Below are 14,071 nucleotides of genomic sequence, written 5' to 3' on the forward strand. Positions count from 1 at the left end.
GCCCGTGTGATGGCAATTCTGAACGTGTCAGCTCAGACTGGCATAAAGTGCGAACTCATCCGCCCGCTTGCGTCTGACAACCTCTAGCGCAGCACCGCTGGGGGCCAGATCGCCCGGCGGGCTGACATTCAGCCGGGGCAGGTTGATGTCGGTCTGGAGCCGGTCCTGAAGAAACCCATGGAGCGCGTCTGGGTCCTCGTAGCGGAAGAAATGACTGACGGCGCAGCCATTGGGCTGGGCTTCCAGAAATTTGGCCTGACTGCCGACATCGGCGTGACGCGGCGGCTTTCCTTTGCAGGCATCCCGCAGAAAATCGTCAAAGCTGATCCCCAGCGTACTGTTGGCATGGCCGCGCAGATCGTCGCGCTGCCGGAACCGATACCAACTGCCCAGCCAACTGACCGGTTCACGCATGACCGCAACCAGCTCCATTTCGGCATCGCAAACCTTGGCCAGCATCGGGCGAATCCAGCGATTGTAGCGGTAGACCGGGGCGTGTTTCAGCTGTGGCGGGTTGGCAAAGACCATATCGGCGCGGGCGCTCAGCGCCGCCTGATAGGCCGTGGTGCCGGTTTTGGGCACGCTCAGCAGTGCCAGTCGTTCCTTGAAAAAGATCAGCATAGCGTGAAAAATCCGCGGCTAAGACGAAGGGTCTTCCTTGGATAACACTCTCTTAACCCTCTTGGCCACCAGATCAGGGCAGGAGTGGCCACGTCAGATTTTCATTGCAATGTTCTCCTTTTGATCTCATATAGAACAAGAGGCGAACAAAGCAGTGATTGCCGCCCGCTCGCGGGTGTGACACATAGAAAGGGACAAGGGACTATGGCGGATCTTTTGACCATGAAAGACAATAAGAAGAGCGGCGACAAACAAAAGGCGCTTGATAGCGCTCTGGCGCAGATTGAGCGGCAGTTCGGCAAGGGCTCCATTATGAAGCTCGGCGACGGCAACCCCCTGAACGAGATCGAGGCGTCGTCGACCGGATCGTTGGGGCTGGATATTGCCCTTGGCATCGGCGGTTTGCCGATGGGGCGGATCGTCGAAATCTACGGCCCTGAAAGCTCGGGCAAGACCACGCTGACTCTGCATTGTATTGCAGAGCAGCAGAAGAAAGGTGGCGTTTGCGCCTTTGTGGATGCGGAACATGCGCTTGATCCGCAATATGCGGCCAAGCTGGGTGTCGATCTGGACGAGCTGCTGATTTCACAGCCCGATACCGGTGAGCAGGCGCTGGAGATCACCGATACGCTGGTGCGCTCCGGCGCAGTGAATATGGTGATCGTGGACTCCGTTGCAGCCCTCACACCAAAGTCGGAGCTGGAAGGCGACATGGGCGACAGCAATGTCGGCGTGCAGGCCCGTTTGATGAGCCAGGCCATGCGCAAACTGACTGGCTCCATCAGCCGTTCCAACTGCATGGTGATTTTCATCAACCAGATCCGGATGAAGATTGGCGTCATGTTCGGCTCGCCCGAAACCACAACAGGCGGCAACGCGTTGAAATTCTACTCCTCTGTCCGTCTGGATATCCGCCGCATTGGTGCGATCAAGGACCGGGATGAGGTTGTCGGCAACGCAACCCGCGTGAAGGTCGTGAAGAACAAGGTGGCCCCACCGTTCAAACAGGTGGAATTCGACATCATGTATGGTGAAGGCATCTCCAAGATGGGCGAACTGCTGGATCTGGGTGTGGCCGCAGGTGTTGTCGCAAAATCCGGGGCCTGGTTCTCCTACGGGGATGAGCGTATCGGGCAGGGGCGTGAAAACGCCAAAACCTATCTGCGCGAAAACGCCCATATCGCCTATGATATTGAAGATAAGATCCGCGCGGCTCATGGGCTTGAGTTTGACCGGCCGGAAGGTGCGGATGATGACATCCTGGAAGCCTGACGACAGGGGCGCAGGTCGCCCGGTCACGTGCCATGGATGCGGCAGCGCCCGTTCATAAGCACAGATGACGCCGGAAGAATCTGATCAAAACAGGGCGCGGACCTCTCCGCGCCCTTTTTCATGTCGGCTTTCCGCACCGCAGCGCTGGACAGGCTCTCTGGGGGCGGATACATCTTCCCGAACCGCTGAGACAGCCAGCCGAGAGATCCCGATTATGCCGACGCTCAATGATATCCGCTCTACCTTTCTGAACTACTTTGCCAAGCAGGGGCACGAGGTCGTGTCCTCCAGCCCGCTGGTGCCGCGCAATGACCCGACCCTGATGTTTGCCAACTCTGGCATGGTTCAGTTCAAAAACTGTTTTACCGGGGTTGAAACCCGCGACTACAAACGCGCGACGACCTCGCAGAAATGTGTGCGGGCAGGCGGCAAGCACAACGACCTCGACAATGTCGGCTACACCGCGCGTCACCATACGTTCTTTGAAATGCTGGGGAATTTCTCCTTTGGCGACTACTTCAAGGAAGAGGCAATCACCTTTGCTTGGGAGCTGATCACCAAGGAATTTGGCATCGACAAGAACCGTCTGCTGACCACGGTGTATCACACCGATGACGAGGCGTTCGAGATCTGGAAGAAGGTCGGCGTGCCGGAAGATCGGATCATTCGCATCGATACCTCCGACAATTTCTGGCAGATGGGGCCGACTGGTCCCTGTGGGCCCTGCACCGAGATTTTCTATGATCACGGCGATCACATCTGGGGTGGCCCTCCGGGCAGCGCTGATGAAGATGGTGACCGGTTCATCGAGATCTGGAATGTCGTCTTCATGCAGAACGAGCAATTCGAAGACGGCACGATGAAGGCGCTCGACATGCAGTCGATCGACACTGGCATGGGGCTGGAACGGATCGGCGCACTGTTGCAGGGCAGCCATGACAACTACGACACCGACCTGTTCAAGGCGCTGATCGAAGCCTCGGCCGATGTGACCAATGTGGATCCCTATGGGGATCAGAACGTCCACCACCGGGTGATTGCGGACCACCTGCGGTCGACATCCTTCCTGATGGCCGATGGTGTGATGCCGTCAAACGATGGGCGCGGCTATGTGCTGCGCCGCATTATGCGCCGCGCGATGCGTCATGCGCATTTGCTGGGTGCCAAGGATCCGGTGATGCACCGTCTGGTCCCGGCGCTGGTGCAGCAGATGGGGGCAGCCTATCCCGAACTGGGGCGCGCACAGCCGATGATCGAAGAGACGCTGCATCAGGAAGAAACCCGTTTCAAGCAGACGCTGGATCGTGGCCTGAAACTGCTGGATGACGAGCTGGCCGGTCTGGATGAGGGCGCACCGCTGCCCGGTGCTGCGGCGTTCAAACTGTATGACACTTTCGGCTTCCCGCTGGATCTGACCCAGGACGCCTTGCGCGAAAAGGGCCGGACCGTGGACACCGACGGGTTTGACAGCGCTATGGCGGAGCAGAAGGCCAAGGCGCGGGCGGCATGGTCCGGGTCGGGTGAATCTGCGGATAGCACCATCTGGTTTGATATTGCCGATCAGGCGGGCACCACTGATTTCCTTGGCTATGAGACCGAGGCAGCTGAAGGTCAGATCATGGCGCTTGTGGTCGATGGCGCTCAGGTTGCCGAAGCCGGGGCCGGCACTGACGTGCAGGTGGTTCTGAACCAGACGCCGTTCTATGCGGAGTCCGGTGGCCAGGTCGGCGACAGCGGTGAGATCCGTGTCGAGGGTGGCGTGGTTCGGGTGACGGACACCAAGAAAGCCGCTGGCGTGTTCATTCACTTTGGCAAGGTCGAAAGCGGCCTGATCACCAAAGGTGCCGCAGCCCAGTTGGAGGTCGATCACATCCGCCGTAGCGCCATTCGCGCCAACCATTCGGCCACGCACCTGCTGCATGAGGCCCTGCGCGAGGCGCTGGGGGATCATGTGGCGCAGCGCGGTTCGCTCAATGCGGATGACCGGCTGCGGTTCGACTTCAGCCACAACAAGGCGTTGAGCGCGGAAGAACTGCGCCGGGTAGCCGTTGATGTGAACCGGTTTATTCGCCAGAACACTGCCGTCGAAACCCGCATTATGACGCCGGATGATGCTCGCGCCCTGGGCGCGCAGGCGCTGTTTGGTGAGAAATACGGCGATGAGGTGCGCGTCGTCTCCATGGGTGAGGCCGACACCGGCAAGGGACAGGATGGCACCACTTATTCGATCGAGCTGTGCGGCGGCACTCATGTGCGCCAAACCGGGGACATCGGCACCTTTGTGATCCTGAGTGATAGTGCCTCCTCTGCTGGGGTGCGTCGGATCGAGGCACTAACCGGCGCAGAAGCCTTTGCTCATCTGGACCGCGAGGCCCTGCGGATGGCGGAGGTTGCCAATAGTCTCAAGGCACAGCCGGAGGAGGTCATGGACCGTCTCAAGGCGCTGATGGATGAACGCAAGGCGCTGCAGAACGAGGTGTCGCAGCTGAAACAGCAGGTTGCCATGGGCGGCGGCGCTGGTGGCGGATCCGAGACCAAAGAAATTGGTGGCAAGACCTTCCTCGGTCAGGCGCTGGAAGGTGTTTCGGGCAAGGATCTGCGCGGATTGATTGATGCCCATAAGCAGAAAATCGGCTCCGGTGTGATCCTGCTGATCGCCAATGATGGCGGCAAGGTGGCGGTGGCCGCAGGTGTCACGGATGATCTGACGGCAGAAGTGTCTGCGGTTGATGTCTTGAAGGCAGCCGTACCGGCGGTCGGCGGCAAAGGCGGCGGTGGTCGTCCTGATATGGCGCAGGGCGGCGGCAAGGACTTCGCTGGCGCCGAGGAGGCGATCAAGGCAGCTGAGGCCCTGTTGGCTGGGTAACACATCTGTTTGATCATCTGATCAAAAATGACTTGGTCTTTCCGGCAATTCCCGTAACCTACCGGAAAGATCGTCAGACAAAGGAACGTCCCCGATGCCAGCACTCTGGATTGCACATGTCACCGTCACCGACGCAGACGCTTACGGCAAATACGCTGAATTGGCCGGCCCGGCGGTTGCCAAACATGGCGGTCAGTTCATCGCCCGTGGCGGCCGGTTTGTGCAGCTGGAAGGCAAGGAACGTCCGCGCAATGTCGTGGCAAAATTCCCCAGCGTCGATGCCGCGGTGGAGTGCTATAACAGCCCCGAATACCAAGAGGCGCTGAGCCATGCCCGTGACGCCTCCGAGCGGGAGTTGATGGTGGTTGAGATCAGCGAGTAAGCACTGATCGGCCTCTTGCAGATGTGATGAGAGCGGCCTTTGGCCGCTCTTTTTCATTTTTCAAAGCGTTGTTGGCAGTGTAGCAGGTCTCTCAATAGGGATTGCGGGGTGTGCGATCCTCAGACAGGGTCTGTTGCCGCCGTTCAACCAGCTGCTCTATCGCGTCGGCCAGGTGTTTTTCCTGAATGTTATAGTCTCCGGCAGCAACCCGGATCTTATGTGCGGTGATCATCACATCCGCATGGGAGCACCCCATCGGGGGTTCAAATTTGTAGCAGGCGAGTTCGATCAGCAACCCCATCGGATCCTTGAAGTAGATCGAATCCATAAAGCCGCGATCCTTCGGACCGGAATGTCCGATGCCGCGCTCGTTGAGCCGTTCAACGGCCTGGGCAAAAGTGGCCTTTGAGACGTTGAAGGCCAGATGATGGACACAGCCAGGGTCCATCGGCGTGCGACGACGGTCAGCCGTGCGGGTCTCATTGGTGAAGACGGTGATCAGGCGGCCATCGCCGGGATCGAAGTAGAGATGGCCTTCGTCCGGGTCGTCAAGATTGGGCTGGTCGAAGATGAACGGCATGCCCAGCACGCCCTCCCAGAAATCGATTGACGTCTGCCGGTCGGCACCGGTCAAGGTGATATGGTGAACGCCCTGAACCTGTAGTTTGCGCATGCTGTCTTTCCCTTGGATGAACCCCTGTTTCTCGCAGGGTAGCACGCGGCAAACGGATAGCAAAAAGGCCGCCCTGAATTCTGGGCGGCCTCTGATATTTTCTGTATCGACTGTATCTTAAGCGTTGGCGCGGGCCATCCGCTTGCGCTCATGCGGGTCGAGGTAGCGCTTGCGCAGACGCACGGAGTTCGGGGTCACCTCCACCAGCTCGTCATCGTCGATATAGGCAATCGCCTCTTCCAGAGAGAGCTTCATCGGCGTTGTCAGACGCACCGCATCGTCGGTGCCGGAGGCACGAACGTTGGTCAGTTTCTTGCCTTTCAGCGGGTTCACCTCAAGATCATTGTCGCGGCTGTGCTCGCCAATGATCATGCCGGTGTAGACGTCTTCCTGCGCGCCGATCATCATCTTGCCGCGTTCTTCCAGGTTCCACAGGGCATAGGCCACCGAGGTGCCGTTTTCCATGGAAATCAGAACACCCGCGCGACGTCCAGGAATGGAGCCTTTGTGCGGGGTCCAGCCGTGGAACACGCGGTTCAGAACGCCAGTGCCTCGGGTGTCGGTCAGGAACTCCCCGTGATAGCCGATCAGGCCACGGGAGGGGACATGCGCGATGATGCGGGTCTTGCCAACGCCTGCCGGTTTCATCTCGACCAGCTCACCCTTGCGGTGACCGGTCAGCTTCTCGATGACGACGCCGGAATATTCATCATCGACGTCGATGGTGGCTTCCTCAACCGGCTCCATGCGGACGCCGTCTTCTTCTTTGAACAGCACCTGCGGACGGGAGATCGACAGTTCGAATCCTTCGCGGCGCATGTTCTCGATCAGAACACCCATCTGGAGTTCGCCGCGACCGGCAACCTCAAAGGCCTCGCCGCCGGGGGTGTCGGAGATCTGAATCGCGACGTTGGATTCGGCTTCCTTCATCAGACGATCGCGAATGACGCGGGACTGAACCTTCTTGCCATCGCGACCAGCCAGCGGGCTGTCATTGATGCCAAAAGTGACGGTGATGGTGGGCGGATCAATCGGCTGCGCGGGCAGGGCTTCACTGACTGAGGTATCTACCAGCGAATCCGCCACGGTTGCCTTGGTCATTCCCGCGATGGAGACGATATCACCGGCCTCGGCGACGTCGATGGCCTGCTGGCCAAGACCACGGAAGGCCAGAACCTTGGTGCAGCGGAAGTTCTCGATCAGATCGCCTTCACGGCTCAGCGCTTTGAGGTTGTCACCTGCCTTCAGCGTACCGGATTCAACACGGCCGGTCAGGATGCGACCCATGAAAGGGTCGGCGCCCAGTGTGGTGGCGAGCATGCGGAACGGCTCGTCTTTGTGCTCGATCTGCTTTGGCGCAGGGACGTGTTCCACAATGAGGTCGAACAGGGCGGAGAGATCCTTGCGCGGGCCGTCCAGTTCCATATCAGCCCAACCGGAGCGACCGGACGCATACATGGACGGGAAGTCCAGCTGATCATCATCGGCGCCGAGGTTCGCGAAGAGGTCAAAACACTGGTCCAGCGCGCGATCTGGCTCACCATCGGGTTTGTCGACCTTGTTCACGACCACAATCGGGCGCAGACCCAGTGCCAGCGCCTTGGAGGTCACGAATTTGGTCTGTGGCATCGGGCCTTCTGCGGCGTCTACCAGCAGGACAACACCGTCCACCATCGACAGGATCCGCTCAACCTCGCCGCCGAAATCGGCGTGGCCGGGGGTGTCGACGATATTGATCCGGGTGCCGTTCCACTCCACCGAAGTGGCCTTGGCCAGAATTGTGATGCCCCGCTCGCGTTCCAGATCGTTGCTGTCCATGGCGCGTTCCGCCACAGCCTGGTTTTCGCGGAAGGCGCCGGATTGTTTCAGAAGCTCGTCAACCAGGGTGGTTTTCCCGTGGTCCACGTGAGCAATGATCGCAATGTTGCGCAGGTCCATGACGTCAGCCTTTGTAAGGAAGTTGACGCGCGCATAGCGTGATAGGCCACCAAAGGCCAGAGGAAATACATCTTTTTGCCCGCGTGGCCCCAATCGAACCCGTGTTGTGGCGTTTGGCTGGCCATACGTGAGGACGTGATGATCGCTGTCAATGTCCGGTGGTGTTAGAAAACAAATGGATCACCAGGATGCCGGCCAGGATCAGCAACAATCCCAGAACAGCAGGCAGATCAAGCCGTTGTCCGAATACAACCCAGCCAATGATCGCGATGAGGAAAATGCCAAGGCCGGACCAGATCGCATAGACGATCCCCACAGGCATGTGCCGCAGGGTGAGCGCCATGAGGTAAAACGCCAACCCATAGCCAACCACTACGAGCAGTGACGGGCCAAGCCGGGTGAATTGCTGGCTGGCCTGCAAGGCGGTGGTGCCAATGGTTTCTGCGGCAACCGCAAGGACCAGATAGAGATAGTGAAGCGGCATGTTCAGACTTCCAGTGGGGATCTGCCTGCCCACGCAGCGCTTGGATCAGGCGCTGGTGTTTTCGGCAAACCAAGGGGCAACAGTGGCCCGGACATACTCCCAGACAGCAGGTGCGCCGCGGGCGACTTTCTGGCCAACACGCGCCTCCAGTTGAGCCAGAGTGACGTTATACTCTCGCCAGCTGCCGCCGCCGGACATCAGGTTCAGCAAGACCGGCTGCACGCGATCAATGGCCTTGGCATAGACCGCTTCGGCGCTCTCTGCGGCTTCGAACTCCTCCCAGATGCTGCGGAAGGCCTGGCCCTGATCTTCTGGCAGAAGGGCGAAGATCCGTTCTGCAGCGGCCTGTTCACTAGCAGCGATGGCAGCGTGATCAGCCTCCGACAGGGTCGAATGGATCGGCACATCGCCTGCATCAATTTCGACAATGTCATGCAGCATCAGCATCTGCAGCACTTTGGCCATATCCACCGGCGCGTGGCTGTGTTGCGCCAGTACCCAAGCGTAAAGCATGATGTGCCAGCTGTGTTCGGCGGAATTCTCATGGCGGCTGCCGTCGCCGAGCGTGGTTGCGCGCAGAACGGTCTTCAACGCATCGACCTCATTGAGGAAGGCAAGGGGCGCGGTCAGCACATCCTGTGGATTGCCCCCCTCAAGCTTCGTGACCGCATGGGTGTAAACCTCAGGAAAGGCCTCTTTCAGTGCTGCGGCACGCCCGCCATAGAGGTTGCCACGGACCACCTCGATATGCGCTGCTGGCACATCCGCATTGTAAAGGGTCTGAAAGATTGGCTGACAGTGATCAATGCGCTTGGCCCATTGCGCGTCGGGCGTTGTGCTTGCTTCGAACTCGCGCCACAGACCATGCAGAAAGGCAGATTGATCCGCCGGGAGCAGCGAGAACAGCCGGGTCGCGGCAACCGCTTCGGCACTGGCAACCGCCTCCCAGTCCACATCACCGTCAATCGGATGGTCGCCCGCATCAATCTCAACCAGATCATGCAACAGCAACATCTGCACCACCCGTTCAATCGAGACGTCAGCCGGTGCAAACGGGGCCAGGACCAGCGCATAAAGCGCCAGATGCCAGCTGTGTTCGGCGGAGTTTTCGCAGCGCGAGCCGTCCAGGATCAGGTTCTGACGATCCACGCGGCGCAGCTTGTCCGCCTCCAACAAAAAACGGAACTGGCTTTCAAGCCGCGTTGAGGTGTCACTCATGGTCTGGAGCCTTGGATGCAATCTTAGCCTTGGCGGCGCTGATTTTGCTGTTGAGGAAGGCGCGCGCCTTACGCTCGGCAAGGCGCACCCGCATTTCAGTGAGGAAGGCTTCCTCAAGGGATTGAGACGCCGCCCCCAGAACTTGGCTCACCTCCATATAAAGGCGCTCTTCGCCGGTGGCGTCCTGTACCTTTAGCGTGTCGGCGGCCAGTTTTTGGGCCAGCGTCTCAATTGTGCCCATCAGCGGGAGCTTTCGGTGAGCCGCCGTTTGACGTAGTCGGAGACATTGTCGATCATTGGATCCATATGCGGATCCTGGAAGAAGTGATCAGCGCCTTCGACTTCGGTATGGGTGATGGTGATGCCCTTCTGCTCATGCAGTTTATTCACCAGGTTTACCGTATCCGCAGGCGGCGCCACGCGGTCGGCGGTCCCGTTGATGATCAGACCCGAGGACGGGCAGGGCGCCAGGAACGAGAAATCATACATATTGGCAGGCGGCGCGACCGAGATGAAACCGGTGATCTCAGGACGGCGCATCAACAACTGCATACCGATCCATGCCCCAAACGAGAAACCGGCAACCCAGCAATGTTTGGAATTGTTGTTCATCGACTGCAGGTAATCCAGCGCCGATGCGGCATCGGACAATTCGCCAACGCCCTGATCATATTCGCCCTGCGACCGGCCAACGCCGCGGAAATTGAACCGCAGAACCGTAAAGCCCATGTTATAGAACGCATAATGCAGATTGTAGACGACCTTGTTGTTCATCGTTCCGCCGAACTGCGGATGCGGATGCAGCACGATGGCGATGGGCGCGTCTTTTTCTTTTTGCGGGTGATAGCGGCCTTCCAGGCGGCCTTCGGGTCCGGGAAAAATGACCTCAGGCATGTGTGGGTGAATCCTACTCTTATTTTCGGGGATGCCGCCGGGAATACTTGACGAATTCCGTAGGGCACCTTAGAACGGTTCTAATTGGTGGCAGAGGCCAAGTTTCGCTGCCGTCCCGCTGAGATACGCATTGCAGCGTTCGAGGTCAATCTTTTCGCTGTGTCGTCAGGGTCTGAGGATTTGAAAATATGAAACTTTCGACCAAGGGGCGGTATGCGATGGTGGCCTTGGCGGATATCGCCTTGCAGCCGGAGGGCAGTTTGGTGGTGTTGGGGGATATCTCCAAGCGTCAGGATATCTCGCTCCCGTACCTCGAACAGCTGTTTGTCAAACTGCGCCGTAGCGGTCTTGTGGTGTCGGTGCGTGGCCCCGGTGGGGGGTACAGGCTGGCACAACCGCCCTCGGACATCCGGGTGGTTGATGTGCTGAGTGCTGTGGACGAAACCGTTGATGCGATGCACAAGGGGGCCGGTGCCTCTGGCGGGCTATCAGGAAGCCGCGCGCAATCGCTGACCAACCGTCTATGGGAGGGGCTGAGCGCGCATGTGTATGTTTTCCTGCATCAGACCCGCCTTTCGGATGTGATCGAAAATGATCTGGTTCCCTGTCCGGCGGTTCCGACCTTGTTTTCCGTGGTCGATGACTGATCTGACCCGCAAATTTGGAAATCCACACCGGCGCTGGTGCGCTGTACCGACGAAATCAACGATCGCGTGCCTGCTCTGAGCGGCGGCGAGGGGTAAGAGCCAAGGACCAACACTGCAGATGTCGCGCGTCTATCTTGATCACAACGCTACCACGCCGCTTTGCGATGCTGCGAAGGCTGCGATGATCTCTGCCATGGAGATTTGTGGAAACCCGTCTTCAGTGCATGCTGAGGGTCGGGCCGCCAAGGCGTTGGTAGAGAAGGCGCGGGCGCAGATCGCCTCGGCTTTTGGGGCGGATGGTGCCGATATCGTCTTTACCTCCGGGTCGACTGAGGGGGCTGCCCTGGCCATGAGTGGTCGCAACCTTCACGCCGCATCGGTTGAACATGACGCGGTAAGGTCTTGGGCTGTCGAAGATTTACAGGTTTCGCCTGAAGGCGATGTCCTTGTGAATGACCCGGCGACCTCTGCCCTGCAACTGGCCAACTCCGAAACGGGCATTATTCAGACGTTGCCGCAGGGGCTGGCGGTGACTGATGCGACACAGGCCTTTGGCAAGTTGCCCGTGGCCTTCAATTGGATGGGCGCAACCATGGCGCTGATTTCGGCACATAAGCTGGGCGGCCCCAAGGGGATCGGCGCGGTTGTTCTGAAACGCGGTACCGATCTGGCGGCGCAGATCAAAGGGGGCGGTCAGGAAATGGGCCGTCGGTCCGGCACCGAGAATGTTGTCGGGATCGCCGGCTTCGGCGCCGCTGCCGAAGCTGCGGTACAGGCGCTGGCCAATGGTGTGTGGGAGCAGGTTGCGATGCTGCGCGACACAATGGAAGCGGCCCTTGCAGCTGGCAGTCCCGATACTATTTTTGTTGGGACATCGGCATCACGCCTTCCCAACACCAGCTGTTTTGCGACCCCGGGCTGGAAGGGTGAAACCCAGGTCATGCAAATGGACCTTTCGGGTTTTGCGATCAGCGCAGGCAGTGCTTGCTCCAGCGGCAAGGTGCGCGCCAGCGCTGTGCTGACCGCCATGGGATATGACGAGTTAACCGCCCAGAGCGCCGTGCGCGTCTCGCTTGGGCCGGACACAACAGAAACGGATGTGCTGCGCTTTGCCGAAAGCTGGTGCGCCAAACAGAAGAAACATCGCGCCCGGGTGGCGTGAGTGCAGGAGATGACCATGACAGCATTGGATGATGTTCAGGTAAAAGAAGGCGTTGACCAGGAAACGGTTGATGCCGTCCGCGAGGTTGGCGGCGCCTACAAATACGGCTGGGAAACCGATATCGAGATGGAATACGCCCCCAAGGGCCTGACCACCGATATCGTCCGGCTGATTTCGGAGAAAAACGAAGAACCGGAATGGATGCTGAACTGGCGTTTGGAAGCCTATGACCGGTGGCTGCAGAAGGAAGAACCGACCTGGGCGATGGTCGACTATCCGGAGATCGATTTTCAGGACCAGTATTACTATGCGCGCCCCAAATCGATGGAGGTGAAGCCAAAGTCGCTGGATGAGGTCGACCCGAAGCTGCTCGCAACCTACGAAAAGCTGGGTATCCCCCTGAAAGAACAGATGATTCTTGCAGGTGTCGAGGGCGCGGAGAATATGCCAGCCGAGGGCCGCAAGGTCGCGGTTGATGCGGTGTTCGACTCCGTGTCCGTTGGCACAACCTTCCAGGAAGAGTTGAAAAAAGCGGGCGTGATCTTCTGTTCGATCTCTGAGGCGATCCGAGAGCACCCCGAACTGGTGAAGAAGTACCTCGGTTCTGTCGTGCCGGTGTCCGATAACTTCTACGCAACGCTGAACTCTGCTGTGTTCTCGGATGGCTCGTTTGTCTATGTGCCGCCGGGCGTGCGCTGCCCGATGGAGCTGTCGACCTATTTCCGCATCAATGCGGAAAACACCGGCCAGTTTGAACGGACGCTGATCATCGCCGACAAAGGCAGCTATGTCAGCTACTTGGAAGGCTGTACTGCACCAGCGCGTGATATCGCCCAGCTGCACGCAGCCGTGGTGGAAATCATCATCGAAGAAGATGCCGAGGTGAAATATTCCACCGTTCAGAACTGGTATCCCGGTGATGAGAACGGTAAGGGCGGCATCTATAACTTCGTGACCAAACGCGCTGATTGCCGCGGAGATCGCTCCAAGGTGATGTGGACCCAAGTGGAAACCGGCTCTGCCGTCACCTGGAAATACCCCTCCTGCATCCTGCGCGGTGAGGAAAGCCAAGGCGAGTTCTACTCGATTGCGATTGCCAACAACATGCAGCAGGCCGACACCGGCACCAAGATGGTGCATCTGGGCAAGAACACCAAGTCGCGCATCGTCTCCAAGGGCATCAGCGCCGGCAAGGCGCAGAACACCTATCGCGGCCTGGTGTCGATGCACCCGAAGGCCAAGGACAGCCGCAACTACACCCAGTGCGACAGCCTGCTGATCGGTGACAAATGCGGGGCCCACACGGTTCCCTATATCGAGGTCAAGAACAACTCCTCCCGCGTGGAGCATGAGGCGACCACCTCCAAGGTGGACGACGATCAGCTGTTCTACTGCCGCCAGCGCGGCATGGACGAGGAGGAGGCGGTGGCCCTGGTGGTCAACGGCTTCTGCAAGGACGTGCTGCAAGCACTGCCGATGGAGTTCGCCATGGAAGCGCAGCAGCTGGTTGCGATTTCGCTGGAAGGGTCTGTGGGCTAATGACAGGCCCCTGGGCATCAACGCATGGAGGTAAGGGCATGATCATCACAACCACACCAAACGTCGAAGGCTACCAGATATCCGACTACAAAGGCATCGTGGTGGGTGAAGCGATCATGGGCGCCAATGTTGTGCGCGATGTTTTTGCCTCCATCACCGATATCGTCGGTGGCCGCTCCGGTGCCTATGAAAGCAAGCTGCAGGACGCGCGTGAAACCGCGCTGGCAGAGCTGGAAGATCGCGCCCGCGCCAAAGGCGCCAACGCAGTTGTCGGCGTCGATCTGGATTACGAAGTGGTCGGCCAATCCATGCTGATGGTGTCGGCCAGCGGAACAGCCGTGGTGCTCGGCTAAAAAATTCGCCCCTCGGGGCACA

At 59.1% G+C, this 14,071-nt stretch carries 14 protein-coding genes; 7 read left to right on the top strand and 7 right to left on the bottom strand.

Going from position 1 to position 14,071, the window contains the following annotated elements; translation table 11 throughout:
• Window positions 1–27: 27 nt before the first annotated feature.
• On the bottom strand, window positions 28–621 hold the full coding sequence (locus OO25_RS03305; RefSeq protein ID WP_040178459.1) for a hypothetical protein: 594 nt from the start codon (window positions 619–621) through the stop codon (window positions 28–30).
• 204 nt (window positions 622–825) lie between these two features.
• On the opposite strand from OO25_RS03305, the gene recA reads away from it, so the two are divergent.
• From recA to OO25_RS03320, 3 genes are all read left to right on the top strand, one after another.
• Entirely contained in the window at window positions 826–1,893 is a 1,068-nt protein-coding gene (recA, locus tag OO25_RS03310; protein ID WP_024097302.1) for a recombinase RecA, read from the top strand.
• Window positions 1,894–2,107: 214 nt separating this feature from the next.
• Window positions 2,108–4,759, top strand: a complete 2,652-nt coding sequence (gene alaS, locus OO25_RS03315) for an alanine--tRNA ligase (RefSeq protein ID WP_040178461.1) — start codon at window positions 2,108–2,110, stop codon at window positions 4,757–4,759.
• Between the two features lie 94 nt (window positions 4,760–4,853).
• The gene (locus tag OO25_RS03320; protein ID WP_040169075.1) at window positions 4,854–5,141 is read left to right on the top strand and encodes a DUF1330 domain-containing protein; all 288 of its coding nucleotides are present in this window, start codon (window positions 4,854–4,856) and stop codon (window positions 5,139–5,141) included.
• A gap of 91 nt (window positions 5,142–5,232) precedes the next feature.
• Here the strand turns inward: OO25_RS03320 and OO25_RS03325 are convergent, their stop codons facing one another.
• The 6 genes from OO25_RS03325 to OO25_RS03350 form a co-directional block, all read right to left on the bottom strand.
• Window positions 5,233–5,814: a VOC family protein gene (locus OO25_RS03325; RefSeq protein ID WP_040178462.1), complete on the bottom strand. Its 582-nt coding sequence runs from the start codon at window positions 5,812–5,814 to the stop codon at window positions 5,233–5,235.
• Window positions 5,815–5,931: 117 nt separating this feature from the next.
• Window positions 5,932–7,752, bottom strand: coding sequence for a translational GTPase TypA (gene typA, locus OO25_RS03330; RefSeq protein WP_040178729.1), 1,821 nt, complete (start codon window positions 7,750–7,752; stop codon window positions 5,932–5,934).
• Window positions 7,753–7,900: 148 nt separating this feature from the next.
• Window positions 7,901–8,236 (bottom strand): multidrug efflux SMR transporter, encoded by a 336-nt coding sequence (locus OO25_RS03335; protein ID WP_040169078.1) that lies wholly within the window; start codon window positions 8,234–8,236, stop codon window positions 7,901–7,903.
• Window positions 8,237–8,281: 45 nt separating this feature from the next.
• A complete protein-coding gene (locus OO25_RS03340; RefSeq protein ID WP_040169079.1) occupies window positions 8,282–9,454 on the bottom strand; it encodes an HD domain-containing protein in 1,173 nt (390 codons plus the stop codon).
• Window positions 9,447–9,695: a hypothetical protein gene (locus tag OO25_RS03345; RefSeq protein WP_014874645.1), complete on the bottom strand. Its 249-nt coding sequence runs from the start codon at window positions 9,693–9,695 to the stop codon at window positions 9,447–9,449. Before OO25_RS03345 ends, OO25_RS03340 begins: the two co-directional genes overlap by 8 nt.
• A complete protein-coding gene (locus OO25_RS03350) occupies window positions 9,695–10,348 on the bottom strand; it encodes an alpha/beta hydrolase (RefSeq protein WP_024097294.1) in 654 nt (217 codons plus the stop codon). The genes OO25_RS03345 and OO25_RS03350 overlap by 1 nt, the downstream gene beginning before the upstream one ends.
• Window positions 10,349–10,536: 188 nt before the next feature.
• Between OO25_RS03350 and OO25_RS03355 the strand changes: the two genes are divergently transcribed.
• From OO25_RS03355 to OO25_RS03370, 4 genes are all read left to right on the top strand, one after another.
• Window positions 10,537–10,995 carry an Rrf2 family transcriptional regulator gene (locus tag OO25_RS03355; RefSeq protein ID WP_040169082.1) on the top strand — a complete coding sequence of 153 codons (459 nt, stop codon included), beginning with the start codon at window positions 10,537–10,539 and terminating at the stop codon, window positions 10,993–10,995.
• Window positions 10,996–11,113: 118 nt separating this feature from the next.
• Window positions 11,114–12,157 (top strand): cysteine desulfurase family protein, encoded by a 1,044-nt coding sequence (locus OO25_RS03360; RefSeq protein ID WP_040178464.1) that lies wholly within the window; start codon window positions 11,114–11,116, stop codon window positions 12,155–12,157.
• A 15-nt stretch (window positions 12,158–12,172) separates the two neighbouring features.
• Window positions 12,173–13,696, top strand: a complete 1,524-nt coding sequence (gene sufB / locus OO25_RS03365) for a Fe-S cluster assembly protein SufB (protein WP_040169591.1) — start codon at window positions 12,173–12,175, stop codon at window positions 13,694–13,696.
• A 38-nt stretch (window positions 13,697–13,734) separates the two neighbouring features.
• A complete protein-coding gene (locus tag OO25_RS03370; protein WP_014879981.1) occupies window positions 13,735–14,049 on the top strand; it encodes a heavy metal-binding domain-containing protein in 315 nt (104 codons plus the stop codon).
• Window positions 14,050–14,071: the final 22 nt, after the last annotated feature.

The sequence above is a fragment of the Phaeobacter sp. S60 genome, assembly GCF_000826845.1.
In the GTDB taxonomy this organism is placed as follows: Bacteria; Pseudomonadota; Alphaproteobacteria; order Rhodobacterales; family Rhodobacteraceae; genus Phaeobacter; species Phaeobacter piscinae.